This window comes from Streptomyces sp. CNB091, assembly GCF_000377965.1.
Genome location: NZ_KB898993.1, coordinates 371,090 through 397,051 on the forward strand (window position 1 = coordinate 371,090; position 25,962 = coordinate 397,051).

The 25,962-nt window shown below is 72.9% G+C and carries 20 protein-coding genes and 1 riboswitch; of the genes, 7 read left to right on the top strand and 13 right to left on the bottom strand.

What is annotated here, in order from left to right; all coding sequences use genetic code 11:
• Positions 1 to 14: 14 nt before the first annotated feature.
• Positions 15 to 1,199: a hypothetical protein gene (locus D581_RS0109790; RefSeq protein WP_078625727.1), complete on the bottom strand. Its 1,185-nt coding sequence runs from the start codon at positions 1,197 to 1,199 to the stop codon at positions 15 to 17.
• Positions 1,200 to 1,693: 494 nt separating this feature from the next.
• Here D581_RS0109790 and sepH point away from each other — a divergent pair, with 494 nt between their 5' ends.
• Positions 1,694 to 2,791, top strand: a complete 1,098-nt coding sequence (sepH, locus tag D581_RS0109795; protein WP_018957065.1) for a septation protein SepH — start codon at positions 1,694 to 1,696, stop codon at positions 2,789 to 2,791.
• A gap of 108 nt (positions 2,792 to 2,899) precedes the next feature.
• On the opposite strand, the gene D581_RS0109800 is transcribed toward sepH, so the two are convergent.
• Positions 2,900 to 3,730, bottom strand: a complete 831-nt coding sequence (locus D581_RS0109800; protein WP_018957066.1) for a sulfurtransferase — start codon at positions 3,728 to 3,730, stop codon at positions 2,900 to 2,902.
• 233 nt (positions 3,731 to 3,963) lie between these two features.
• On the opposite strand from D581_RS0109800, the gene D581_RS0109805 reads away from it, so the two are divergent.
• Positions 3,964 to 4,764 (top strand): VOC family protein, encoded by an 801-nt coding sequence (locus tag D581_RS0109805; RefSeq protein ID WP_018957067.1) that lies wholly within the window; start codon positions 3,964 to 3,966, stop codon positions 4,762 to 4,764.
• 7 nt (positions 4,765 to 4,771) lie between these two features.
• On the opposite strand, the gene D581_RS0109810 is transcribed toward D581_RS0109805, so the two are convergent.
• From D581_RS0109810 to D581_RS0109825, 4 genes are all read right to left on the bottom strand, one after another.
• A complete protein-coding gene (locus D581_RS0109810) occupies positions 4,772 to 5,425 on the bottom strand; it encodes a thymidine kinase (protein ID WP_018957068.1) in 654 nt (217 codons plus the stop codon).
• Positions 5,426 to 5,471: 46 nt separating this feature from the next.
• Positions 5,472 to 6,659, bottom strand: a complete 1,188-nt coding sequence (locus D581_RS0109815) for an alkaline phosphatase family protein (protein WP_018957069.1) — start codon at positions 6,657 to 6,659, stop codon at positions 5,472 to 5,474.
• Positions 6,659 to 7,255, bottom strand: coding sequence for a DUF5998 family protein (locus D581_RS0109820; protein WP_018957070.1), 597 nt, complete (start codon positions 7,253 to 7,255; stop codon positions 6,659 to 6,661). The genes D581_RS0109815 and D581_RS0109820 overlap by 1 nt, the downstream gene beginning before the upstream one ends.
• An 87-nt stretch (positions 7,256 to 7,342) precedes the next feature.
• Entirely contained in the window at positions 7,343 to 10,393 is a 3,051-nt protein-coding gene (locus tag D581_RS0109825; RefSeq protein ID WP_018957071.1) for a GNAT family N-acetyltransferase, read from the bottom strand.
• A gap of 195 nt (positions 10,394 to 10,588) precedes the next feature.
• Here D581_RS0109825 and D581_RS0109830 point away from each other — a divergent pair, with 195 nt between their 5' ends.
• A complete protein-coding gene (locus D581_RS0109830) occupies positions 10,589 to 10,870 on the top strand; it encodes an HPr family phosphocarrier protein (protein WP_018957072.1) in 282 nt (93 codons plus the stop codon).
• A 159-nt stretch (positions 10,871 to 11,029) separates the two neighbouring features.
• Here the strand turns inward: D581_RS0109830 and D581_RS0109835 are convergent, their stop codons facing one another.
• The 4 genes from D581_RS0109835 to D581_RS0109850 all read right to left on the bottom strand — a co-directional run bounded on the left by D581_RS0109835 (position 11,030) and on the right by D581_RS0109850 (position 15,913).
• On the bottom strand, positions 11,030 to 11,737 hold the full coding sequence (locus D581_RS0109835; RefSeq protein WP_018957073.1) for a GntR family transcriptional regulator: 708 nt from the start codon (positions 11,735 to 11,737) through the stop codon (positions 11,030 to 11,032).
• A gap of 176 nt (positions 11,738 to 11,913) precedes the next feature.
• The gene (locus tag D581_RS0109840) at positions 11,914 to 12,729 is read right to left on the bottom strand and encodes a M23 family metallopeptidase (RefSeq protein ID WP_018957074.1); all 816 of its coding nucleotides are present in this window, start codon (positions 12,727 to 12,729) and stop codon (positions 11,914 to 11,916) included.
• A 13-nt stretch (positions 12,730 to 12,742) separates the two neighbouring features.
• Positions 12,743 to 12,910: riboswitch (cyclic di-AMP (ydaO/yuaA leader) on the bottom strand.
• Positions 12,911 to 13,133: 223 nt separating this feature from the next.
• On the bottom strand, positions 13,134 to 14,504 hold the full coding sequence (locus tag D581_RS0109845; protein WP_018957075.1) for a M16 family metallopeptidase: 1,371 nt from the start codon (positions 14,502 to 14,504) through the stop codon (positions 13,134 to 13,136).
• Between the two features lie 26 nt (positions 14,505 to 14,530).
• Positions 14,531 to 15,913 carry a M16 family metallopeptidase gene (locus tag D581_RS0109850; protein ID WP_026290371.1) on the bottom strand — a complete coding sequence of 461 codons (1,383 nt, stop codon included), beginning with the start codon at positions 15,911 to 15,913 and terminating at the stop codon, positions 14,531 to 14,533.
• A gap of 267 nt (positions 15,914 to 16,180) precedes the next feature.
• On the opposite strand from D581_RS0109850, the gene D581_RS0109855 reads away from it, so the two are divergent.
• On the top strand, positions 16,181 to 18,637 hold the full coding sequence (locus tag D581_RS0109855) for a DNA topoisomerase IV subunit A (RefSeq protein ID WP_018957077.1): 2,457 nt from the start codon (positions 16,181 to 16,183) through the stop codon (positions 18,635 to 18,637).
• A gap of 35 nt (positions 18,638 to 18,672) precedes the next feature.
• On the opposite strand, the gene D581_RS0109860 is transcribed toward D581_RS0109855, so the two are convergent.
• Positions 18,673 to 19,770 (bottom strand): CobW family GTP-binding protein, encoded by a 1,098-nt coding sequence (locus tag D581_RS0109860; protein WP_018957078.1) that lies wholly within the window; start codon positions 19,768 to 19,770, stop codon positions 18,673 to 18,675.
• 23 nt (positions 19,771 to 19,793) lie between these two features.
• Complete coding sequence (locus tag D581_RS0109865) at positions 19,794 to 20,939, bottom strand: citrate synthase/methylcitrate synthase (RefSeq protein ID WP_018957079.1); 1,146 nt, start codon at positions 20,937 to 20,939, stop codon at positions 19,794 to 19,796.
• A 121-nt stretch (positions 20,940 to 21,060) separates the two neighbouring features.
• On the opposite strand from D581_RS0109865, the gene D581_RS0109870 reads away from it, so the two are divergent.
• A complete protein-coding gene (locus tag D581_RS0109870) occupies positions 21,061 to 22,347 on the top strand; it encodes a citrate synthase (RefSeq protein ID WP_199787781.1) in 1,287 nt (428 codons plus the stop codon).
• 27 nt (positions 22,348 to 22,374) lie between these two features.
• Here D581_RS0109870 and D581_RS0109875 read toward each other — a convergent pair whose 3' ends face one another.
• The gene (locus tag D581_RS0109875; protein WP_032752628.1) at positions 22,375 to 23,394 is read right to left on the bottom strand and encodes a LacI family DNA-binding transcriptional regulator; all 1,020 of its coding nucleotides are present in this window, start codon (positions 23,392 to 23,394) and stop codon (positions 22,375 to 22,377) included.
• A 185-nt stretch (positions 23,395 to 23,579) separates the two neighbouring features.
• On the opposite strand from D581_RS0109875, the gene D581_RS0109880 reads away from it, so the two are divergent.
• Together D581_RS0109880 and D581_RS0109885 are read left to right on the top strand one after the other, a co-directional pair.
• Positions 23,580 to 25,283, top strand: a complete 1,704-nt coding sequence (locus D581_RS0109880; protein ID WP_018957082.1) for a sensor histidine kinase — start codon at positions 23,580 to 23,582, stop codon at positions 25,281 to 25,283.
• Positions 25,280 to 25,954, top strand: coding sequence for a response regulator (locus D581_RS0109885; protein ID WP_018957083.1), 675 nt, complete (start codon positions 25,280 to 25,282; stop codon positions 25,952 to 25,954). Before D581_RS0109880 ends, D581_RS0109885 begins: the two co-directional genes overlap by 4 nt.
• Positions 25,955 to 25,962 lie beyond the last annotated feature (8 nt).

A 25,962-nucleotide genomic window follows, 5' to 3' on the forward strand; every position in this document is an offset into this window, starting at 1 on the left:
GGTACGCCGGCGGGTCACTCGGCGTCGGCGCCGGGCGGGGCCTGCTCGCCCTGCCCCGGAGCGACGCCGGTACCGGTCGAGGGAGCGCCCGTTCCGGCGTCGCCGGAGGGCGTCGGGGTGGGCGGCGCCGGGTCGGGCGCGGTCCCGCCGCCGGTCTCGGAGGGGGTCGGCGTGGGGGTGGACCCGGTGCCCGGGTTCTCGCCGCCCGTGCCCGTACCGGGATCGGCACTCTCGCTGGTGCCGTCGCCGGGGTCCGTGGCGGGGGCGGAGCCGGTGTCACCGCCGGGGGCCGGCCGCTGCTCGTCTTCCTCCCCGTCCCGGTCGGTGTCCCCGGAGGGCGTGGGGCCGGCGGGTCCGGGGTCCCGGTCGTCGTCGCCGCCGCGCACGACGGAGCTGAGGGTGGTGCCCTGGCCGCCGCTGAGGTCGTTGCCCGAGATCATCTCGAACGCGGTGATCCCGGCCATGGAGACGGCGAAGACCGCGGCGGCCGCGAGCGCGGGGCGCTTCCAGCCGCGCAGCCGGGTTCCGTGGGTGACGCCCTCTCCGAACGCGTCGTCACCGACGGCCGCGCCCGCCGCGGTCCGCGGCAGCATCTGCGTACGGTCGTCGGCCCGCGAAAGCATCTGCGTACGGTCGTCGGCCCGCGGCAGCAACTGCGTACGGTCGGCTCCGGCCTCCGCTCCCGCGCCCGGACCCCGGCCCGGCGGAATCCGGAGCATCCGGGTCCGCGCGTCGCCGAGGTCCAGCAACTGGGTGCGGTCCGTGTCGACAGGCTTCAGCGGCCGCGTGCTCTCCGCGTCCGGGATCACCTCCGGGACCGCGCCCGGGTCGACCGTGGGCACCACCGTGGTGGCGTCCTCGGCCGGCTCCGGCTCGGACCGCCGGGCGGCGCCCCGGTGCCCGGCGGGCGTCGTCTCCTTGGTGTGCACCGTCACCTGGCGGCCCTCCGGGTGGGTCACCTGGACCGTCACCTCGCGGATCTGCTCGCCGGTGCGGCGGAAGAAGTGCTGGAAGACCGAGCCGCCGCAGGTGGCGACGACACTCATCACACCCGCTCCCGCGATCGTGCCGTACACGCCCAGCTGCGAGGCCAGCACGGCCGCCGCGACGGCCGCCACGGCACTCCCGGCGACCTGCGGGAGACTCAGATCTATGCGCCTTTCCTTGGGTTCTGTGTCACTTTCCGGCTTCTGAACCATTACCAGCCCCTGCTTGACATCTCTCCCACCATGCAACAACAAGGGACAAATGAGCGAAGTGGATAGTTCCATTTCCGGAGATTGTGTGAAGCACAACACCCATCAGGGGCATTTCACGGAGAACTGGGTACCTCAACTCCCGCGCCGCACGAGAAGTTCGGCGGCGCGCCGGTCCACCTCGATGGCTCGAATGGAGTACTGTGACGAGCCCTGGGGCGGACTCCGACGTGGGAATCCGCAGCCACCGGAGGGTCCGACGGCACCACTCGAACCGACGGCGTGAAGGCATCACACGGACGCCTGCTGCACAGAGCGGCCAAATCGGTCGCTTTGGGTCGCAATGGGTAACCGTGTCATGGTGGTGCACCAGGACGAGCGCCCGACACGCCGGGCAACTTGGCAAGGTTGTGGCAGGCTGCACCCGGGCAGGTCACACTCGACTAGCGGAAGCAGCGACGCACGTGACGTCGGCAGGCACCACCCGGGAGGTCCCCATGCCCGAACTGCGTGTCGTGGCCGTCTCCAACGACGGCACACGACTGGTGCTCAAGGCTGCGGACAGCACGGAGTACACGCTTCCGATCGATGAGCGGCTGCGCGCCGCCGTGCGCAACGACCGCGCCCGGCTCGGCCAGATCGAGATCGAGGTGGAGAGCCACCTCCGGCCCCGCGACATCCAGGCCCGCATAAGGGCCGGTGCCTCCGCGGAGGAGGTCGCCCAGTTCGCGGGCATCCCCGTCGACCGTGTACGCCGCTTCGAGGGCCCCGTGCTCGCGGAGCGCGCCTTCATGGCCGAGCGGGCCCGGAAGACTCCTGTGCGCCGTCCCGGCGAGAACACCGGCCCTCAACTCGGCGAGGCGGTGCAGGAGCGTCTCCTGCTGCGCGGCGCCGACAAGGAAACCGTCCAGTGGGACTCGTGGCGCCGTGACGACGGCACCTGGGAGGTCCTGCTCGTCTACCGGGTCGCGGGTGAGCCGCACTCGGCGAGCTGGACGTACGACCCGCCCAGGCGGCTGGTCCAGGCCGTGGACGACGAGGCGCGCTCGCTGATCGGCGAGACCGACGACGTCGCCGCGCCCGAGCCCAGCTTCCCGTTCGTGCCCCGGATCGCCCGGCTGCCGCGCGACCGGCCGCTGGACCGGAGCCTGGACCGGCAGATCGACCGCGACCGGCCGCTGGACCGGGCCCTCGACCGGCAGATCGAGCGGCCCGCACCGGCCGCCGCCGAGCCCGAGGAGTACGTGAGCAGTGCCTCGGCCGGAGAGCGCGACTCGCTGACCAGCCTGCTGGAGGCGGTGCCGAGCTTCCGGGGCGACATGGTCGTCCCCGAGCGGCCCACCCAGCCCGAGCCGCCCACGCTCGAACCGGCCGAGGAGACCGAAGCCGACGAGCCGCCGGCCGCCGCATCGGCGGGCGCCGGGTCCGCGTACGCGGATGTGCTCATGCCCCGGGCGGTGGCCGGTCACCGCGACCGGCTGACCGGGACGACCGACCGTCAGGCGGAGGCGGACGGGGTCCGGCCGGGCCGCCGGGCCGCGGTGCCGAGCTGGGACGAGATCGTCTTCGGCACCCGGCGCAAGAAGCAGGACTGACCGGTCATGACCACCGGTGGGAGCGGGGTCCGTACGCGGTCGCGTACGGACCCCGCTCCTTTTCCGCCTCCCCGGCCCCGACCGCACCTTGCGGCCGGGGCCGCGGGACTACTGGGGCTCGGGCCCCGTGGCGACCGGCCGGGAGGGGTCCGAGGACCACTCGGACCAGGAGCCGGGGTACAGGACGCCCGTGAAGCCCGCGATCTCCAGGGCCAGCACCTCGTGCGCGCCCGAGACCCCGGATCCGCAGTAGACGCCCACGCCTTCGGGGCTTCCCCCCGCCCCCAGGCCGGCGAACCGCGCGGCGAGCCGCTCGGCCGGCAGATAGCGCCCGTCCTCGTCGACGTTCTGTGTGGTCGGCGCGGAGACGGCCCCGGGAATGTGGCCGCCGACGCGGTCGATCGGCTCCACGTCGCCCCGGTAGCGCTCCGCCGCGCGCGCGTCCAGCAGCAGACCCGAGCGGGCGAAGGCCGCCGCGCTCTCCGCGTCCAGTGTGGGAAGGGCACCCGGCTTCGGCCGGAAATCGCCCTCGGCGGGGCGCGGGGTCGCGGTGGAGAGGTCGCCCGTCCAGGCGGCGAGGCCGCCGTCCAGGACGCGTACGTCCTCGTGCCCCGTCCAGCGCAGCAGCCACCAGGCTCGCGCCGCGGCCCAGCCCAGGCCACCGTCGTACACCACGACCGGGGTGTCCTGGCCGACTCCGGCCCGGCGCATCGCGGCCCCGAAGGCCTCCGGGTCCGGGAGGGGGTGGCGGCCGCCGTCACCCGGCGGCCCCGCCAACTCCGTATCGAGGTCGACGAAGACCGCGCCGGGCAGGTGACCGGCCTCGTAGTCGGGACGGCCGTGGGGACCGCCGAGCTGCCAGCGGACGTCCAGGAGCACCGGCGGTCGCGACCCGGCCGACTCGCTCGCGCATGCGGATGCGGTGATGATGGGCTTCATGGGTGCCATCCTCGCGCAGCACCACCCGCGCCCGTAACAGCATCGGAAGGGACGGCCGGCGGGAAACCGGCCGTCCTTCGTCGAGAACCCGGACGACGCGGCGCGGCCGGTGCGTCTCCCGCGCCGGGGGGTGCGAGCATCTGCACGGGGCACGCGGACCGCTTCCCGACCCGGGACGGCGTACCTGTCCCGTCCCCCGCACGGCCACCCATACGGTCCGAGGAGAGAAGACGATGACCGAGGCCCACGCCCGGCGCACGCCCGGAACACCTTGCTGGGTGAGTCTGATCGTGCACGGCCTGACCACCACCCAGGAGTTCTACGGGGCCCTGTTCGACTGGGAGTTCCGGCCGGGTCCCGAACAACTGGGCCCCTATGTCCGCGGGCTGCTGCACGGGAAGGAGGTCGCGGGCATCGGCCAGCTGCCGCCCGACCGCCACCTCCCGATCGCCTGGACCACCTACCTCGCCACGGACGACGCCGACGCCACCGCGGAGGCCATCCGCTCCTGCGGCGGGACGGTCGCGGTCGGACCGCTGGACGCGGGCGAGGCGGGACGGCTCGCCATCGCCTCGGACCCGGTCGGGGCGGTCTTCGGCATCTGGCAGGGCTCGGAGCACATCGGCACCATGACGGCCGGCGTGCCCGGCACCCCGGTCTGGAACGAGTTGGTGACCCAGGAGACCTCGATGGTCGCGAAGTTCTACCAGACCGTCTTCGGCTACGAGACGGAGGCGGTCGTCTCGGCCGACTTCGACTACCAGACGCTTCACCTGGACGACGTTCCGGTGGCGGCGCTGCACGGGGTCGGCCACGCGCTGCCGCGCGACCGGGGCCCGCACTGGATGACGTACTTCGAGGTCGCCGACACCGACCGGGCCGCGGCCCGGGTGGTGGAACTGGGCGGGCGCGTCCTCCAGCCGCCGCGCGAGGGGGCGAGCGGCAGGGTGGCCACGGTCGCGGACCCGGAGGGCGCCGTGTTCACGGTCATCCGGACCGCCGCCGGGGGCGGATCAGCGGAAGGCCGGGCGTAGCAGGCGCTCAGGCGTCGGAGGCGACCGGCAGGACGTCCGGGGAGAGAATGCCCGCGCGGGCCGCGGTCGCGGTCGTGCGGCGGCGGTGGTGACGGCGGCACAGCACCTCGTAACCGACCTCGCCCGCCTGCCGGTCGACGTCGCCGACGACGACCTGTGCGCCCTCCACGACCATCTCCCCGTCCACGGTGCGGGCGTTGTGCGTGGCGCGGGCGCCGCACCAGCACAGCGCCTCGACCTGGAGGGCCTCTATCCGGTCGGCCAGCTCGATCAGCCGCTGGGAGCCCGGGAACAGTTTGGTGCGGAAGTCCGTGGTGATACCGAAGGCGAAGACGTCGAGCCCCAGGTCGTCGACGACGCGGGCCAGTTGGTCGATCTGGTCCGGGGCGAGGAACTGCGCCTCGTCCACGATCACGTAGTCGACCCGGCCGCCCCGGCTGACGCGGCCGACGATGTGCGCGTAGAGATCCATGTCCTCCCCGGCCTCGACGGCGTCCGTCACCAGACCGAGCCGGGAGGAGAGCTTCCCCTCCCCCGCGCGGTCGTCCCGGGTGAAGATCACTCCCTGGAGCCCGCGCGCCGAACGGTTGTGACCGATCTGCAGGGCCAGCGTGCTCTTTCCGCAGTCCATGGTTCCGGAGAAGAACACCAGCTCGGGCATGAGGGGTCGAGCACCTTTCGGAGGGGGGTGAGCACTGCGGGAAGGGTTACGAGCGTACTTCGAGGAGGGGGACGAGCTGTTCCACGGGGGTCAGGGAGCCGTGTACGCCGGCCATGGCCGACTCGTGCGGCTCGTTGACGGAGGCCGTGATGATCACGTCGTCGTGGGCGGCGGCGACCACGTCGCCGATCCGGCCGTACACCCGCTCGTCGACCGTCGGCCCGAACCAGCCGGCCGCGATGGCCTCGTCCCGGCTCGCGACCCAGAACTGCTCGCCGAGCACCTCGCGCCAGACGGCCAGGACGTCGGCCTGGGCGCCCGGCACCGCGTATACGTGGCGGGCGCGTCCCTCGCCGCCGAGCAGGGCGACGCCGGCGCGCAGCTCCCAGTCCTCGTCGAAGTCGATCCGGGACTGCTCGTCGAACGGGATGTCGATCATGCCGTGGTCGGCGGTGATGTAGAGCGCCGAGCGCGGCGGGAGCTGCTCGGCGAGGCGTCGGGCGAGCCCGTCGACGTACATCAGCTGGCCGCGCCAGGCGTCCGAGTCGGTGCCGAAGCGGTGACCTTTGCCGTCGACCTCGCTGTAGTACGTGTAGACGAGCGAGCGGTCGCCGGCGGCCAGGCGCTGGGCGGCGACGTCCATCCGGTCCTCGCCGGAGAGCCGGCCGAGGAAGGAACCGCCGCTGAGCGCGACCTTGGTGAGGGGGGTCTGCTCGAACGTCGGCGCGGAGACCTGCGCGGTGTGCACGCCCGCGGCGTCGGCGAGCTGGAAGACCGTCGGGTACGGCTGCCAGACCTTCGGCGCGGTCCACGGCTTCCAGCGGAGCTGGTTCATCAGCTCGCCGGTCTCCGGGTTGCGCGCGGTGTAGCCGGGCAGGCCGTGCTCACCGGGCGGCAGCCCCGTGCCGACCGAGGCGAGCGAGGTGGCGGTGGTGGAGGGGAAGCCCGCGGTGAGGGGGCGGCCGGTGCCTCCGCGCGAGGTGGGGAGGAGGGAGTGCAGGAAGGGGGCCTCGTCCGGGTGGGCCTTGATCTGCTCCCAGCCGAGGCCGTCGATCAGGAAGACGCAGTTGCGGTCGGCCGGGGTCAGCTCGGGGATCGCGGCGGTGAAGCCGGGCACTTCCTGTCCGGCGGCGAGCGTCGGCAGCAGGTCGGCGAGCGAGCCGCTGCCGTACTCCGGCACGGGCGCGGTGTCGAGGGGCAGCGGGACGGGGTCCTGCCAGGCGGGCTGGGCCATCAGCGGCCGGTCGCCGCGGTGGCGGCCGTGGCCTCGGAGAGCGACTGGGCGAAGACGAGGGTCTGGCGCACGGCGTCGGGGCCGTCGCCGGCCTCGCTGACCCGCAGGCTCAGGTCGTCGGCGGTGGAACTGCCGGTGTAGCCGTGGTCGGCCTCGCAGTTGGCGTCGCCGCAGGCGGCGGGCTCCAGGTCGATCCGGGAGACCGCGCCCCAGCCGATGGTCAGGACGACCTCGCGGGGCAGGGTGCCCGGAACGTACTTCTCCGGGTTGGCCACGACGCGGCTGACCACGACGGAGGAGATCCGCTCCAGCTTCACCGACTCGGTGGAGGTGGTGGCGTACGGCGTCGGGGAGCTGGTGTCGGCTGCCTGCTCGTCGGTGTGGCTGACGATGAACCGGTGCTCGGTCAGGACGAGGACCGTCACATGGCGGCGCACCTCGTTGGAGTCGAACGTGGTCTCCTGGTGCACCAGGTACGAAGCGACCGGCTCTCCGCCGACGGCGGCCTCCACCGCCTCGGCCACGAGGGCCGGGTAGTAGCCGCTGCGCTCGATCGCCGCGCGCAGCCCCTGGGTCGTCGTACCGGTCTTTGCCATGAGCACCATCCTACGGCGGACCGGTGGCTGCCGGGGACGCCCCGGTGGGTGGCCGCGGTCGGACCCGCCGGCGATCGCCGGCGGGTCTCAGTAGTTAGGAAGACGGCGGGGACCGAGGTCGCTCCGGGCGGGCGGCGGGGCGAGCCGGACGCTCGCGCCGAGCACGGTCAGTCCGTGCGGGGCGACGACGACCGGTTCGAGGGCGACGGAGACCACCTCGGGATGGTCGTCGACCAGCCGGGACAGCCGCAGCAGCAGCTCTTCGAGCGCGGTCGTGTCGACCGGGGCCGAACCGCGCCAGCCGAACAGCACCGGGGCCGCCCTGATGGACCGGATCAGCTCGGCGGCGTCACGGTCGGTGGCGGGGACCAGCCGGTGCGCGGTGTCGCCGAGCAGTTCGGAGGGCGCGCCCGCGAGGCCGAAGGAGAGGACGGCCCCGGCGGCGGCGTCGATGGAAGCGCGGACGACGGTGTCCACGCCGCGCGGGGCCATCGCCTGGACGACGGGGAGCAGTTCGGCGGGCTTGCCGAGAAGGTCGGTGAGTTCGCTGTACGCGCGGCGCAGCGCCTCCTCGTCGGCGATGTCGAGGCGGACCCCGCCGAGGTCGGCGCGGTGGCGGAGGTGGGGTGCGGTGGTCTTGAGGGCGACCGGGTAGCCGAGCCGGGCCGCCGCGGCGACGGCCGCCCCGGGGTCCGGGGCGGGGAGGGTGGGGCGGACGGCGATGCCGTAGCGGCCCAGCAGTTCGCGGGCCTCGTCGTGGGTGAGCGGGCGGCCGCGTGGGTCGGGGGCGGTGGCGAGCTGTGCCTCGATCAGGGCGGCGGCCCCGGGCTCGTCGATGGTGTCGTCGAGGAACTCGGGGATCCTGCCGGGCACGGCCGCCTGGCGCCGCCACTGGGCGTACTTCACGGCCTCGGCGAGGGCCCGTACGGCGCGTTCGGCAGCGGGGTAGGCGGGGATGCGGCCGGGGCCCTGGCCCGTGGCGGTCTCCGGGGCGGGGCTCGCTTCCGGGGCGGCGGGGGTAGCCGGGCCCCCGCTCGGGGCAGGGGCGGGGCTTGCCTGCGGGGCGGCGGGCGCGCGCAGGGCCGGGACGGGGCTCGCTTCCGGGGGGCCGGGGGTGGCCTGGGCGGGGCTCGGGGCCTGGGCGGGGCTCGCCTGCGGGTCGGCGGGCGCGCCCGGGTCCGTGCTCGGGGCCGGGGCGGTCGAGGAGGAGGTGGCCGCCCGGGTCCGGTCGGCGGCGGGCGTCGCCGTGCGGGGGCGGGGCGCGGCGGTGCTGGACGCGGCGGCCAGCGCCTCGGCGAGGCCGCCGATCTCGACGTGGACGACGGCCACCGGCTTGGCCGCGCCCCCGGCCACGGCCTTGTGGAGGGCGGCGGCCAGCACCTGTCCGTCGCCGGTCTCGGCCTCCCCGTTCTCCCCCACCCACGGGATGGCGGTGACGATCACGGCGTCGCAGGTGCCGTCCGCCAGCGCCTCGGCCAGCGCGTCCCGGAAGTCCTGCGGGGAGGCGGCGGTGGTGAGGTCGATCGGCGGGCGCGGGCGCAGCCCCTCGGCCAGGCAGGCGTCGTACGTCAACAGGCCGAGGGACTCGGAGTTGCCGAGGATGGCGACCCGGGGTCCGGCCGGGAGCGGCTGGCCCGCCAGCAGGAGTCCGGCGTCGACCATCTCGGTCACCGTGTCGACCCGGATGACGCCGGCCTGGCGCATCAGCGCGGAGACCGTGGCGTCGGGGATGCGGCTGACCGGGACGGCGTGACCGGGCGGGGTGGACCCGCTGTGCCGGGCCCCCTTGACCACGACGACGGGCTTCACGGCGGCGGTACGACGGGCGAGGCGGGTGAACTTGCGGGGGTTGCCGAGCGATTCGAGGTAGAGCAGGGCGACGTCGGTGTCCGGATCCTCGAAGGAGTACTGGAGGAAGTCGTTGCCGGAGACGTCGGCCCGGTTGCCCGCCGAGATGAACGAGGACAGGCCCGCGCCGCGCCGGTGGAGGCCGGAGAGCAGGGCGATGCCGATCGCGCCGGACTGGGTGAACAGGCCGATCCGGCCGCGGGCGGGCGACTCGGGGGCGAGCGAGGCGTTCAGGCGGACGGACTCGGCGGTGTTGATGATGCCGAACGCGTTCGGGCCGATGATCCGCATGCCGTACGAGCGTGCCTGGCGGACCAGTTCGCGCTGGAGTTCGCGGCCCTCGGCGCCCCGCTCGGCGTATCCGGCGGAGAGGACGACCAGACCCTGGACTCCGTGCTCCCCGCAGTCGGCGACGGCCTCGGGGACCCGGTGGGCGGGGACGGCGATGACCGCGAGGTCGACCTGCTCGCCGATCTCGCCGAGCGAGCGGTGGGCGGGGACGCCGTCGAGGGTGGTCAGGCCCTCGTCGAAGGCGCGGTTGACCGCGTGCGTGCGGCCGGTGTAACCGGCGGCGAGGAGGTTGCGCAGGACGGTGCGGCCCACGCCGCCGGGGGTGCGGCCGGTACCGATGACCGCGACGGAGCCGGGGGCGAGCAGACGCTGCACCGAGCGGGCCTCGGCGCGCTGTTCGCGGCCGCGCTGGACGGCGAGGGACTTCTCGGTGGGTTCGAGGTCGAGGGTGAGGTGGACGGAGCCGTCCTCGAAGCTGCGGCGCTGGGTGTAGCCGCCGTCCCGGAACACCTTGATCATCTTGTTGTTGGCGGGGAGCACCTCGGCGGCGAAGCGGCGGATCCCGCGCTCCCGGGCGACCGCGGCGATGTGTTCGAGCAGCGCCGAGGCGACGCCCCGGCCCTGGTGGGCGTCCTGGACGAGGAAGGCGACCTCGGCCTCGTCGGCGGGGGCGGAGGCGGGGCGGCCCTGGTCGTTGATGCGGTCGTAGCGGACCGTTCCGATGAACTCGCCGCCGATCGTGACGGCCAGTCCCACCCGGTCGACGTAGTCGTGATGGGTGAAGCGGTGCACGTCCCGGTCGGATAGGCGCGGATACGGGGCGAAGAACCGGTAGTACTTCGACTCGTCGGACACCTGCTCGTAGAAGCTGACCAGTCGCTCGGCGTCGTCCGTGGTGATGGGCCTGATGCGTGCGGTGCCACCGTCGCGGAGCACCACGTCCGCTTCCCAGTGGTCGGGGTACGCGTGATGCGGACTCTGCTCCGGCGTGGGCTCCATGGGCAAAGCCTACGGCGGGGACCCCGGTCGCGGAGAGATCGGTGCCCGGGCAGTCTGAGGGGGCCCGGACCGGGGCCGCCGGAGCACAGGACCGGACAGGAGGCGGGCACAGCACCGGGCGGGAGGCCGGGCACAGCACCACGCACTGCATGAGAGACTGGTCTAGACAACCGTTGATATGTGAAGGGCAGAACCATGGCTGAGCGCCGCGTAAACGTCGGTTGGGCCGAGGGCCTGCACGCCCGCCCCGCTTCCATCTTCGTCCGTGCCGCCACGGCTTCCGGCGTCCCCGTGACGATCGCCAAGTCCGACGGCAACCCGGTGAACGCCGCCTCCATGCTCGCGGTGCTCGGCCTGGGTGCGCAGGGCGGCGAGGAGATCGTGCTCGCGTCCGACGCGGACGACGCCGAGGCCGCTCTGGACCGGCTCGCGAAGCTGGTCGCCGAGGGCTTGGAAGAACTCCCCGAGACCGTCTGACCCACGCGACCCGGCCCGGCCGGATTCGACAGGTGCGAGAGCCGTGACCCCTCTGAGGGATCACGGCTCTTTCGCTTTCGGGAAAGAGCTACGCATCGAAAATTTCGGGCAGCACAAACAATGCCCCGCAATTACTTCTCTTTGTCTACGACTCTTCTGTTAATTGCGCACGCCCGCGATGTTTACGTCATGTTGCGAAGTCCTCACGCGGGGAACGGGCGCGGTGCGCCGCCCGGGCGGTTGCGGGCGGCGCAGCCGGTGGGTCCCCGCGGCGCGTTCCGCGTACTGGGCGGTCAGCGCCCTCGCCCGCTCCGCGTCGCCGCGCGCCACGGCGTCCAGGATCGCGCCGCGCTCGACCCAGGAGTCGACCGGGCGGGCCGGCTGCTCGACCGCGTACATCCAGGCGATCTTGTGCCGGAGCTGGGTGAGCAGGGCGATGAGTCCGGGGCTGCCGGAGGCGTGGGCGAGGGTCTCGTGGAACCAGCCGGCCAGGGAGCGCAGATCCTCGCCCTCGCCACGGCGAGCCCGCTCCTGGCCCAGTCCGACCAGGCCCCGGAGCACCTTCAGGTGGGCTTCCGTGCGGCGCTGCGCGGCGCGGGCCGCACCCAGTGGCTCCAGGAGCATCCGCACCTCCAGGAGGTCGGCCGCCTCCTGCGCCGTGGGCTCGGCGACACAGGCGCCCGCATGTCTGCGGGTGACGACGAAGCCCTCGGACTCCAGTGTGCGCAGGGCCTCGCGGACCGGGACGCGGGAGACCCCGTAGCGGCGGGCCAGCAGCTCCTCGGTGAGGCGGCTGCCCCGCTCGTAGACACCGGAGACGATGTCGTCACGGATTGCCGTGCATACCGAATGCGCGGGAATGCGCATGCCCGAACCTCCGCCTCGTTCCCCGCGAAACGCGGCCGCCCGACGTCTGTTCCGTGACTCTATTGCAATCTGCCACAATTTCCGATGGCAGGCCGGAATCCATGGATATCCACGGGCCGGAATCGCCGAAGGCCCCGGGGGCGCCGGGGCCTTCGGACGGGGTCGCGCGGGGCGGGTCAGACGTTCAGCCCGTGGGAGCGCAGGTAGCCGACGGGGTCCATGTCGGAGCCGTAGTCGGGGCTGGTCCGGGCCTCGAAGTGCAGGTGCGGGCCGGTGGAGTTGCCGGTGGAGCCGGAGAGGCCGATCTGCTGGCCGGAGGAGACGCTCTGGCCGACGGAGACGCCGATCGAGGAGAGGTGGCCGTACTGGGTGTACGTGCCGTCCGTCATCCGGAGCACGACGTTGTTGCCGTACGCGCCGCCCCAGCCGGCCTCGACGACCGTGCCGGCGCCGACGGCGACGACGGAACTGCCGGAGGCGGCCTGGAAGTCCACGCCGGAGTGGCTGCCGGAGGACCAGAGCGAGCCGCCGGCGTTGTAGCCGGTGGTGACGTGGGAGCCGGCGACCGGGAGGTGGAAGGCGTTCAGGCGGGCGCGCTCGGCGGCGCGGGCGGCGCGGGCCTTCTCCTCGCGGACCTCCTTGGCGCGGGCCTCGGCCTTGCGCTCGGCCTCCGCCTTCGCCTTGGCCTTGGCCGCCTTCTCGCGGGCCTCCGCGGCGGCCTTGGCCTTCGCCTTCGCGATCGCGTCGGCCTGCTGCTTCTGGGCGTGGGCCTGGGCGTCTATCTGCTCGGCGAGAGTGGCGTCGAGGGCGACGGCCTGGGTGAGGCCGGTGTCGGCGACCTGGGCGGCCTCGGTGTCCGCGGCGAGGGCCGGGGAGGCCGGCGAGCCGAGGACGCCGACGGTGGCCAGAGCCGCGATGCCGGCGGCCTGGGCGCTCCGGCGCGTGAGGCGGCTCGGGGCACGGTGCTTCCCGGTGGCACGGGTGAACGCCATGGAGGGGCTGATCCTTTCCTTCCTTCTCGCCTACCGGGTTAGCTGACGGGTTCGGAGCAGGAAGGTCTCCTACGGAGCCCCACGCCGGTCTCGCGGCACGGGCCTCCGATTCACCCCAGGGACTGCGTGGGTCCCCGGCTCCCCAGGCTCGCGCCTGACGGGGACTCGGCGATGACTGTCCGGCGCCGCGGCTGCGGCATACGGGTGGCGGACAGCCGAGCCGACGCTAGGCCGGGCGGCTTCCCATCGCCAAACGGACCAGGGGATTTGTCGTACATCCCACAGGGCAGACAGGCAGCCTCTCCCTCAAAGGGGACGGACTGGATTAATCAGCCAAAAAGGGAAGGACCCCGACGAATACGCGTTCGTCGGGGTCCTGTTCGCGGCGGTGTGCCACACATGCGTCAGCCGGTGACGACGGACACCTCTCCGAGGCCGAGGGCCTTCACGGGCTCCTCGATCCGGGCGGCGTCCCCCACGAGGACCGTGACCAGCCGGTCGACCGGGAAGGCGCTGACCACGGCGGCGGTCGCCTCCACGGTGCCCGTCTCGGCGAGCCGGGCGTAGAGGTGGGCCTGGTAGTCGTCGGGGAGGTGCTGCTCGACCTGGTCGGCCAGCGTGCTCGCGACGGAGGCGGCGGTCTCGAACTTCAGCGGGGCGACGCCCACCAGGTTCTGCACGGCCGTCTCGCGCTCGGCGTCGGTCAACCCCTCGGCGGCCAGCGTCCGCAGGACCTTCCAGAGGTCGTCCAGTGCCGGCCCGGTGGACTCCGTGTCCACCGACCCGCTGATCGCGAGCATGGCCGCGCCGCCCGAGTCGGGGCCGCTGGAGCGCAGCACCTGGGCGAAGGCCCGCACCCCGTAGGTGTAGCCCTTCTCCTCGCGCAGCACCCGGTCCAGCCGGGAGGTGAGGGTGCCGCCCAGGCAGTACGTGCCGAGCACCTGGGCGGGCCACACGCGCTCGTGCCGGTCGGCGCCGATGCGGCCGATCAGCAGCTGGGTCTGGACCGCGCCGGGCCGGTCCACGATCACGACGCGGCCGGTGTCGTTCGCGGTGATGGGTGGCACCGGGCGGGCCTGGCCGGCGTTGCCCGACCAGTCGCCGAGGGTCTCCGCCAGCAGCGCGTCCAGGTCGATGCCGGTCAGGTCGCCGACGATCACGGCCGTCGCGGTGGACGGGCGGACATGGGCGTCGAAGAAGGCGCGCACGGCCCTCTCGTCGATCCGCCGGACCGTCTCCTCGGTGCCCAGGCGCGGGCGGGACATCCGGGCGGTGGCCGGGAACAGCTCCTTGGAGAGCTGCTTGGCGGCGCGCCGGGACGGGTTGGCGTGCTCGTGCGGGATCTCGTCGAGGCGGTTGCCGACGAGGCGCTCGATCTCGCTCCCGTCGAAGGCCGGGGCCCGCAGCGCCTCGGCGACCAGCCCGAGGGCCTTGGCCAGGCGGGAGACCGGGACCTCCAGGGAGACCCGGACGCCGGGGTGGTCGGCGTGCGCGTCGAGCGTGGCGCCGCAGCGCTCCAGCTCGGCGGCGAACTCCTCGGCGCTGTGCTTGTCGGTGCCCTCCGAGAGCGCCCGCGACATGATCGTGGCCACGCCGTCCAGGCCCTCGGGCTCGGCCTCCAGCGGCGCGTCCAGGAAGATCTCCACCGCGACGACCTGCTGGCCGGGGCGGTGGCAGCGCAGCACGGTCAGCCCGTTGGGCAGGGCGCCGCGCTCGGGCGCCGGGAAGGCCCAGGGGCGGGCCGTGCCGGGCGTGGGCTGCGGGTGGTACTCCATGGCTACTCCAGTCACGGCGGCGTCGCTCACTTGTCCGCCCCCTCGTGCGCGTCGCTGCCCTCGGTGGCTGCCGCGCCCTCGTCGGACCCGTCGGACTCGTCCGCCGGCTCGATGGGCTCGTACACCAGCACCGCCCGGTTGTCGGGGCGCAGGGCCGCCTCGGCCGCCGCGCGCACCTCCTCCGCGGTGACGTCCAGGACACGGCCCACGGCGCTCAGGGCGAGCTGCGGATCACCGAACAGCACCGCGTAGCGGCACAGTTCGTCGGCGCGGCCGGCGACCGTGCCGAGCCGGTCGAGCCACTCGCGCTCCAACTGCGCCTGGGCCCGCTCCATTTCCTCGGGAGTGGGCCCCTCGGCGGCGAACCGGGCCAGCTCCTCGTCGACCGCGGCCTCGATCGTCTCGACCTCGACGCCGCCGGACGTCTTCACGTCCAGCCAGCCGAGCGAGGGCGCTCCGGCGAGCCGCAGCAGTCCGAAACCGGCCGCCACCGCCGTACGGTCGCGGCGGACCAGACGGTTGTGCAGCCGGGAGGACTCGCCGCCGCCCAGCACGGTGAGCGCCAGGTCGGCGGCGTCACAGGCGCGGGTGCCGTCGTGGGGGAGGCGGTAGGCGGCCATCAGTGCGCGCGCCGGGACCTCCTCGTGGACCACTTCGCGCAGCTGCTCGCCGATGGTCCCGGGCAGCGTCCCGTCGCGCGGCGGCTGCTTGCCGTCGTGGGAGGGGATGGAGCCGAAGTACTTCTCGATCCAGGCGAGCGTCTGCTCGGGGTCGATGTCGCCGACGACCGAGATCACCGCGTTGTTGGGCGCGTAGTACGTACGGAAGAACGCGCGGGCGTCCTCCAGCGTGGCCGCGTCCAGGTCGGCCATGGAGCCGATCGGGGTGTGGTGGTACGGGTGGCCCTCGGGGTAGGAGAGGGCGGTCAGCTTCTCGAACGCGGTGCCGTAGGGCACGTTGTCATAACGCTGGCGGCGTTCGTTCTTGACGACGTCGCGCTGGTTCTCCATGGACTCCTCGTCGAGCGCGGCGAGAAGGGAGCCCATCCGGTCGGCCTCCAGCCAGAGCGCCAGCTCCACCTGGTGGGTGGGCATGGTCTCGAAGTAATTGGTCCGCTCGAAGCTGGTCGTCCCGTTGAGCGAGCCGCCGGCCCCCTGGACGAGCTCGAAGTGACCGTTCCCCTTGACCTGACCCGAGCCCTGGAACATCAGGTGCTCGAAAAGGTGAGCCAGACCGGTGCGTCCCTTGACCTCGTGGCGCGAGCCGACGTCGTACCAGAGGCAGACCGCGGCGACCGGGGTCAGATGGTCCTCGGAGAGCACCACACGCAGGCCGTTGGCCAGGCGGTGCTCGGTCGCTGTCAAGCCGCCGGAGCCGGCCTGTGCGGTGGCCGTGTGACCCATGGGCATGTACGTCCCTTCGATCGCGATACTGGACTTCCTGCCAGACCTGCCACTCTAAGCAAGCGCACCGGCACCTGGCGAAGTTCCCGTTCCTCGGATGTTTCCGTCGATGGTGTCGCGGACGCTGTCCGGGCGGGCCCCTCGGCCCGCTTCGGACGGGTCGAGGTCGGCGTTGTCAGCACGGCGGTCCACAATGGACCGCGTCACTAACTCGTGTCGTACCGAACAAGCTCAGGTTGTCCGAACAGAATCTGTGAAGGAGTCGCAGCCGCGATGGCCCGCCGTAGCACGAAGACCCCGCCGCCGCCGGACGACTTCGAGGAGAAGATCCTCGACATCGACGTCGTCGACGAAATGCAGGGCTCCTTCCTCGAGTACGCGTACTCGGTGATCTACTCCAGGGCCCTGCCCGACGCCCGCGACGGCATGAAGCCGGTGCACCGCCGCATCGTGTCCCAGATGAACGAGATGGGGCTGCGCCCCGACCGCGGCTATGTGAAGTGCGCCCGCGTCGTCGGCGAGGTGATGGGCAAGCTGCACCCGCACGGCGACGCCTCGATCTACGACGCCCTGGTGCGCATGGCGCAGCCGTTCTCGATGCGCCTCCCCCTGGTGGACGGCCACGGCAACTTCGGTTCCCTGGGCAACGACGACCCGCCGGCCGCCATGCGGTACACCGAGTGCCGGATGGCCGACGCCACCTCGCTGATGACCGAGGCGATCGACGAGGACACCGTCGATTTCCAGTCGAACTACGACGGCCAGGAGCGCGAGCCGGTCGTCCTCCCCGCCGCGTATCCCAACCTCCTGGTCAACGGGGTCTCCGGGATCGCCGTGGGCATGGCCACCAACATGCCTCCGCACAACCTGGGCGAGGTCATCGCGGCCGCCCGGCACCTGATCAAGCACCCGGGCGCCGACGTCGAGACGCTGATGCGCTTCGTCCCGGGACCCGACCTGCCCACCGGCGGCCGCATCGTCGGGCTGGGCGGCATCAAGGACGCGTACACGGCGGGCCGCGGCACGTTCAAGATCCGTGCCACCGTCGCCGTGGAGAACGTGACGGCCCGCCGCAAGGGCCTCGTCGTCACCGAACTGCCCTTCGCCGTCGGCCCGGAGAAGGTGATCGCCAAGATCAAGGACCTGGTCTCGGCGAAGAAGCTCCAGGGCATCGCCGACGTCAAGGACCTCACCGACCGGGCGCACGGACTGCGTCTGGTCATCGAGGTGAAGAACGGCTTCGTGCCGGAAGCGGTGCTGGAGCAGCTCTACAAGCTGACGCCGATGGAGGAGTCCTTCGGCATCAACAACGTGGCGCTGGTCGACGGCCAGCCGCTCACCCTGGGCCTCAAGGAGCTGCTGGAGGTCTATCTGGACCACCGCTTCGAGGTGGTGCGCCGGCGCAGCGAGTTCCGCCGCACCAAGCGCCGCGACCGGCTGCACCTGGTCGAGGGCCTGATCGTCGCCCTGCTCGACATCGACGAGGTCATCCGGATCATCCGGGACAGCGACAACTCCTCGCAGGCGAAGGAGCGTCTGATGGCGCACTTCTCGCTGAGCGAGATCCAGACGCAGTACATCCTGGACACCCCGCTGCGCCGGCTCACCCGCTTCGACCGGATCGAGCTGGAGAGCGAGCGGGACCGGCTCACCGGCGAGATCGACGCGCTGACCGCGATCCTGGAGTCGGACGCGGAGCTGCGCAAGCTGGTCTCCTCGGAGCTGGCCGCCGTGGCGAAGAAGTTCGGCACGGACCGGCGCACGGTGCTGCTGGAGTCGGCCGGTGCGCAGATCGCTGCCGTGCCGCTGGAGGTGGCGGACGACCCGTGCCGGGTGCTGCTCTCCTCGACGGGCCTGCTGGCCCGCACGGCGAACGCGGAGCCGGTCGAGATCTCCGAGGACGCCCGGCGGACCAAGCACGACGTGATCGTGTCGGCGGTGGCGGCGACGGCGCGCGGCGACGTCGGGGCGGTGACCTCCACGGGCCGGATGCTGCGGCTCTCGGTAATCGATCTGCCGCAGTTGCCGGACACCCACGCGGAGCCGAACCTCTCCGGCGGGGCGCAGATCTCCGAGTTCCTCAGCCTGGAGGCGGACGAGGAGCTGATCTGCCTGACCACCCTGGACGAGTCCTCGCCGGGCCTCGCGATCGGCACCCTTCAGGGCGTGGTGAAACGCGTCGTGCCGGAGTACCCGCCCAACAAGGACGAATTGGAGGTCATCGCCCTCAAGGACGGTGACCGCGTCGTGGGCGCGACCGAGCTGCGCACGGGCGAGGAGGATCTGGTGTTCATCACCTCCGACGCCCAGTTGCTCCGGTACCCGGCGGCGTCGGTACGTCCGCAGGGGCGGGCCGCCGGGGGGATGGCGGGCGTCAAGCTGACGGCCGGGGCCGAGGTGCTGTCGTTCACGGCGGTGGACCCGGCGGCCGGGGCGATCGTGTTCACGGTGGCCGGCTCGCACGGCACGCTGGACGACTCGGTGCTGACGTCCAAGCTCACCCCGTTCGACCAGTATCCGCGCAAGGGCCGGGCCACCGGTGGGGTGCGCTGCCAACGGTTCCTGAAGGGCGAGGACGTCCTGGTGTTCGCGTGGGCGGGCCCCACCCCGGCACGGGCCGCGCAAAAAAACGGCACCCCGGCGAAGCTGCCGGAGCCGGACCCGAGGCGGGACGGCTCGGGCACTCCGCTGCTGGAGACGGTGGACGTGATCGCGGGACCGCCGCTGTAGGCACCCTCTCCGTACGGCGGGAGCGGCCCGGGGTGTTACGCCTCCACGGCCGCTTCCCGTACGTCCACGGGGTCCGTCTCCTGTTGCACGTAGCGGAGCACACCCCACATGGCGCGCTCCACGTCAGCGGCGTCCGCACGCTCGGGCTCGTCCGCGCGGCAGGCGGCGAGTCCGGCCAGCAGCCCTTCGGCGTCGATGCCCGCGCCGATCATGACAAGCTGGGTGAGCCGCTGTTCGCCGCGCGCCCACGGGCGGGGGACGAAGCGAAGGAAGCGGCCCACCACGTGCAGCGCGTACGTGTGGTCCCGGTCGCCGGCGCCGAAGTCCGCGAACCCCTTGATCCGGTAGAGCCCGTCGGGCCGGGAGTCGAGGAACTCCATGAAGCGGCGTGGGTCCATGGGGGCGTCCGAGGTGAAGTCCACGCTCTCGTAAGCGGCGTGGAGATGCCCCTCGTGCCCCTCGGTCGCCTCTTCCCTGAGCAGGTCCTCGAAGGTGAGCTGGCGGACCGTGTCCTCGTGGTCCGGTCGCAGAGCCGGGTCGAAGAGGAACTCGGGGTCGATCCGGCCGTGCACGGCGGAGATCACGGCGGCGGGTCCGCTCAGCTCCGCGACCGACGCACGCAGCCGCTCCCGGTCGGCCTCCCCCACCCGGTCGGTTTTGTTCAGGACGACGAGGTCGGCGACGGCGAGGTGGCGGTCGAGCTCCGGATGCCGCTGACGGGTGCTGTCGAACTCCGCCGCGTCGACGACCTCGACGAGGCCCCCGTACAGAATGTGCGGGTTGTCGCTGGCCAGGAGCATACGGACGAGCTCCTGGGGTTCGGCAAGACCGCTCGCCTCGATGACGATCACGTCCAGTCGGGCGGACGGCCGGGTCAGCGTCTCCAGGAAGGTGTCGAGTTCGCTCGCGTCGACGGCGCAGCACAGACAGCCGTTACCCAGCGAGACGGTCGAGCCGACCTGCCCGGAGACGGTCATGGCGTCGATCTCGATGGCCCCGAAGTCGTTGACGATCACGCCGATCCGGGTGCCCGCACGATTGCGGAGCAGATGGTTCAGGAGCGTGGTCTTGCCGGAGCCGAGGAAGCCCGCCAGGACGACGACCGGGATCTGTGGAGTGCGGGGCGGGGTCAACGGGGGCCTTCCTGGGGACGGCGTCAGGGTGCCGGGACCGGCTGCGGCGGGGGTGCGCCGACGTAGCGGGCCGCCGGGCGGATGATCTTCGAGTCCTCCGCCTGCTCCAGGATATTGGCGCTCCAGCCGATCACCCGTGCCGCGCAGAAGGTGGGGGTGAACATCGCGCGCGGCAGCCCGCACAGCTCCATGACCACCCCGGCGTAGAACTCCACGTTGGTGTGCAGTTCCCGGCCCGGCTTCAGCTCGGCGAGAATGGCCTCGACCTGGCGCTCCACCTCCACGGCGAAGTCGACGAGCGGCCCGCCGAAGCCCTGCGCGAGGGACTTGAGCATCCGGGAGCGTGGATCCTCGGTGCGGTAGACGGGATGGCCGAAGCCCATGATGCGGCGGCCCGAGAGGACCTGTTCGCGGATCCAGCCGTCGATGCGGTCCGGGGTGCCGATCGCGTCCAGGGTGTCCAGGGCCCGGCTGGGGGCTCCGCCGTGCAGCGGCCCGGAGAGCGCGCCGACCGCCGCGACCAGACAGGCGGCCAGGTCGGCTCCGGTGGAGGCGACGACCCGGGCGGTGAAGGTGGAGGCGTTGAAGCCGTGGTCGACGGTGGAGGTGAGGTACTGCTCGACGGCCCTGGCGTGCTCGGGCTCCGGCTCCGACCCGGTCAGCATGTACAGGTAGTTCGCGGCGTGCGGCAGGTCCTCGCGGGGCTCGACCGGCTGGAGCCCCTGACCCAGGCGGTGGAGGGCGGTGAGGATCGTGGGGACGGCCGCGCAGACGGTGAGCGCGTCCTGGCGCCGCTGCTCGGTCCCGATGTCGTACACGGGGCGGAATCCGGCCGAGGAGCCGAGCAGGGACAGCGCGGTGCGCAGACCGGCGAGGGGGCCGGAGACGGCGCCGACGCGGGCGATGGCGGGCAGCGCGTCGCGCACCTCGGCGGGCAGGGCGCGCAGAGCGGCCGTGCGGGCGGCGAAGTCGGCGGCGGCCGCCCGGTCGGGCAGTTCGCCGTGGACCATCAGGTACCAGACGTCCTCGAAGCCACGGGTCCGCGCGAGCTCGATCGCCGAGTACTGGCGGTAGTGGTAGAAGCCCTCGCGGCCGCGCACGTCGCCGAGGGCGGTGTCGGTGACGATGACGCCGGCGAGACCGCGGGGGACGGCAGGGGTGGTGGTCATGGCTGTTCTCTTTTCGACGCACGGAACATTGATTCGACTGTCTATGCTTGACTCAAATTCTGTCAACGTTGATTGAATCAATATATGAGGTGAATCGCTTGGGCTCCTCCATGGATTCAGGATGGATACGGTGGTCGGCGTGACGGATCAATCAGCGCCCGACAAGCAGGAGCCGCCGCCCCGGCTCACCACCCGGGAGGCCGCCGAACTGCTGGGCGTGAAGCCGGAGACGGTGTACGCGTACGTCAGCCGGGGCCAGTTGAGCAGCGCGCGGGCCGCCGGGGGGCGGGGCAGCACGTTCGACGCCGACGAGGTCCGGGCGCTGGCCCGGCGCTCGGGGCGCAGGGACGCCTCCCCGGCCGGGGGCGACCTGGCCTTCCGCACGGGCATCACGCTCATCGAGGGCGACCGCTGCTTCTTCCGCGGGGTCGACGCGACGGAGCTGGCCGGGCACTACAGCTACGAGGAGGTCGCCGAGTGGCTGTGGACGGGTGAGCCGAGCCCGGGCGCCCGGTTCACCGCGGCAGCCGGGACCCTCGCGGCGGCTCGCCGGGCGGTCGGCGCGCTGCCCGCGCACAGCGGGTCGACGGACCGGCTGCGGGTGGCGGTGACCGCCGCGGCGGCCACGGATCCGCTGCGGTTCGACCTGTCGCCCGAGGCGGTGCTCAGCAGCGCCCGGAGTCTGATCCCGACGCTGGTGGGAGCCCTGCCGGAGCTCGGCGTCCCGGCGGACGAAGAGGATTCCCTGGCGCGGGGGCTGTGGTCACGGCTCACCGCGGAGCCGGCCGACGCCCCGTCCCTCGCCGTGCTGGACGCGGCCCTGACCCTCCTGATCGACCACGATCTGGCCGCCTCCACCCTGGCGGCCCGGGTCGCCGCCTCCGCGCGGGCCCACCCGTACGCCGTGGTCTCGGCGGGCCTCGGCGTGCTGGAGGGGCCGCTGCACGGCGCGGCGAGCGGACTGGCTCACCGGATGCTCCGGGAGGCGGTGGACCGGGGCAGCGCGGTCCCCGTGGTCGCCGATCACCTGCGGACCGGGCGGCGGGTGCCGGGCCTGGGCCACCGGCTCTACCGGGGCGAGGACCCGCGGGCGACGGCCCTGTTCGCGCTGCTGGAGGACGTGCCGCAGGCAGCCGGGGCGCTGGCGGCGGCCCGTGAGGTGGTCGGCACGACGGCGCGGCATGCCCCGCTGCACGCCAACATCGACCTGGCCCTGGCCGTCCTGTCCGTCTCCCGGTCCATGCCGGCGGACGCGGGCGAGACGGTGTTCGCGGTGTCCCGCACCGCGGGCTGGATCGCCCACGCGCTGGAGGAGTACGGAGAGCGCCCGCTCCGCATCCGCCCGAGCGGGCAGTACACGGGCCCCAGGCCGCCCCAGCCGCTGCCCGGACTCCGGACGGCCCCCTGAGCCCTGTCAGCGCAAATTAGCTACGAATCAGAGGGAATTCCCGCGCGGCGGCTGCGCGGTGGATCCGCGCACCACCAGCTCCGGCTCGAAGAGCAGCTCGTCCGAGGGGACGGTCCGCCCGCCGATCTGCACCGAGAGCAGCTCCACGGCCGCGCGCCCCATGGCCTCGATGGGCTGGCGGACCGTGGTCAGGGGCGGCTCGGTGCAGTTCATGAAGGCCGAGTCGTCGTAGCCGACGACCGACACGTCGGCGGGGACCGAGAGCCCGCGACGACGGGCGGCGCGCACGGTGCCCAGCGCGAGCGGGTCGCTCGCGCAGATGATGCCGGTGACGCCCCGGTCCAGCAGCCGCATCGCGGCGGCCTGCCCGCCCTCCAGCGAGAACATCGCGCGGGCCACCCATTCGTCGGGCACGGTCGTGCCCGCTTCCTCGGCCAGCACCCGGGCGGCGGCGAGCTTGCGCTGCGACGGCACGTGGTCGGAGGGGCCGAGGACCAGTCCGATGCGCTCGTGACCGAGCGAGACGAGGTGCCGCCAGGCCTGCTCGACGGCGACGGAATCGTCGCAGGAGACACCCGGGAAGCCGAGGTGGGCGATGGCCGCGTTGATCAGCACGACGGGGATCTTGCGGTCGGCGAGCACCTTGTAGTGGTCGTGCGGGGCGTCGGCCTGGTGGTAGAGGCCGCCCGCGAAGACCACGCCGGAGACCTGCTGCTGGAGGAGCAGCTCGACGTAGTCGGCCTCGGAGACGCCGCCCTTGGTCTGGGTGCAGAGCACCGGCGTCAGCCCCTGCTGGGCGAGCGCGCCGCCGACCACTTCGGCGAACGCCGGGAAGATCGGGTTCTGCAGCTCGGGCAGGACAAGGCCGACCAGCCGGGCCCGTTCGCCGCGCAGCTGGGTCGGGCGCTCGTACCCGAGGACGTCCAGCGCGGAGAGCACGGCCTGCCTGGTGGCGTCGGAAACGCCCGGCTTGCCGTTCAGCACCCGGCTGACCGTCGCCTCGCTGACTCCCACTTTCTGGGCCACTTGAGCAAGTCGTCGCGTCATGTGCGCAAGATTAGCGCAAGAAGTGCAAGTCGATTGCGTTGACGGCGAACTCCTCGGAACCGCTCCAGGAACGCTCACAGAGACAGCGCCGCGAAGCAAGAGGCGCGTACACCGGAGGCCCGGACAGCGGGTCCGGAACGCGGCCGAATTTCCGCCCCGGCGTCCCGCCCCTTACCGTCTCTACGATGAACGCCCCCCCGACCCCCGGCAGGGGACCGCGCCGGTTCGGCTGGCCCCAGCGGGTCTTCTCCCAGGTCCTGCTGATGCAGCTGGCCATCATCACCGGCGTGACCATCCTGGTCACCGGCCTGTTCCTGGCCCCCCTCAGCGACCAGCTGGACGACCAGGCGATGCGCCGCGCCCTCGCCATCGCCCAGAGCACCGCCGCCCAGCCGGGGATCGTGAAGGACCTGACCAGCACGGACCCCTCCGAGCGGGGCCCCGTCCAGTCGGCTGCCGAGCGGATCAGACGGGCGACCGGTGCGGAGTACGTCGTCGTCATGAACCAGCGCGGGGTGCGCTGGTCGCACCCCGACACCCACCGGATCGGCGCGATCGTCTCCACCGACCCCGGCGAGGCGCTGCGCGGCCGCGAGGTGATGGAGATCGACAGCGGCACCCTCGGCCGCTCGGCGCGGGGCAAGGTGCCGTTGTTCGGCCCGTCCGGCGACGTGATCGGCGCGGTGTCGGTGGGCATCTCCTACGACAGCGTCCGCGCCCGGCTCCTCGGGGCGATCCCGGGACTGCTCGCGTACGCGGGCGGGGCCCTGGCCGTGGGTGCGCTCGCCGCGTACCTGATCTCCCGCCGGCTGCAACGGCAGACCCATGACCTGGCGTTCTCCGATATCAACGCGCTGCTGACGGAGCGCGAGGCCATGCTGCACGGCATCCGCGAAGGGGTCGTCGCCCTGGACGGGGCCGGCCGCGTCCGGCTGCTGAACGACGAGGCGCAACGGCTGCTCGGCGTGGGCCCCGAGGCGGCGGGCCGGACGCTGGAGGAGGTGCTGGGCGACGGCAGGACCGCGGACGTCCTGGCGGGACGGGTGGTCGGCGACGACCTGCTGGCGGTACGGGGCAGCCGGGTGCTGCTGGCCAACCGGATGCCCACGGACGACGGCGGGGCCGTGGTGACCCTGCGCGACCGGACCGAGCTGGAGAACCTGGGCCGCGAGCTCGACTCCACCACAGGGCTGATCGACGCCCTGCGCGCCCAGGACCACGAGCACGCCAACCGGCTGCACACCCTGCTCGGGCTGCTGGAGCTGGAGATGCACGAGGACGCGATGGAGTTCGTCACGGAGGTGGTGGGCGTACACCGGGCGACGGCCGAGCAGGTCACCGAGAAGGTCCAGGATCCGCTGCTGGCCGCCCTCCTGGTGGGCAAGGCGACGGTGGCCGCCGAGCGCGGCGTGGCACTGCGGCTGGCCCCCGGCACCCTGTTGCCGGACCGGGTGGTCGATCCCCGGGGCCTGGTCACCGTCATGGGCAACCTGGTCGACAACGCCACGGACGCGGCGGCCGGATCCGAGGGGGCGCGGATCGAGGTCGGGCTGCGCACGGAGGGACGTACGGTGATCCTGGAGGTGCGCGACAGCGGCCCCGGCGTCCCCCCGGAGCAGCACGCGTCGATCTTCACGGAGGGCTGGTCCACCAAGGAGGTCCCGGCACACGGCAAGCGCGGCCTGGGGCTCGCCCTCGTCCGGAGGCTCGCGGAGCGTCAGGGAGGCAGTGTGACGGTGTCAGGGGCGGACGGAGGCGGTGCGGTGTTCACGGTCGTCCTGCCGGATGCGCTGGCCGAGCCCGGGCCGGGGGTGCCCGCCGAGCCCGCCGCCTCCCCCGACGGTCCGCCGTCCGCCACGTGTCCGGCCACCGCGGGAGGGCAGCCGTGATCCAGGTCCTGATCGTGGACGACGACGTCCGGGTGGCGCAGATCAACGCGGCGTACGTCGCCAAGGTCCCCGGCTTCCATGTGGTCGCGCAGGCCCACTCGGCGGCCGCGGCGCTGGAGGCGGTCGAGAAGGTCCCGGTGGACCTGATCCTGCTGGACCACTATCTGCCGGACCGCAACGGCCTCGCCGTCGTACGGGAACTGCGCCGGCTGGGCCGTCAGGTCGACGTGATCATGGTGACGGCCGCCCGGGACGTCGCGACCGTGCAGGACGCGATGCGGCACGGCGCGCTCCAGTACCTGGTGAAGCCGTTCACGTATGCGGGCCTGCGCTCGAAACTGGAGGCGTACGCGGCGCTGCGCCGGGCGCTCGACGGGGGCGGGGAGGCCGAGCAGGCACAGGTGGACCGGCTCTTCGGCGCGCTGTGGGCGGCGGACGAACCGGCCCTCCCCAAGGGCCACTCCCCCACCACGGCCGAGCTCGTCCGAGGGGCCCTGCGCGGAGCCGACGGCCCGCTCTCCGCCCAGGAGATCGCGGACAGCGCGGGGATGAGCCGCCAGACGGCCCAGCGCTATCTGAAGCTGCTGGAACGCACCGGCAAGGTCCGGCTGACGCTGCGCTACGGGGAGACGGGCCGCCCGGAGCACCGGTACGCCTGGTCCGCCGGCTGAGCTGCCCG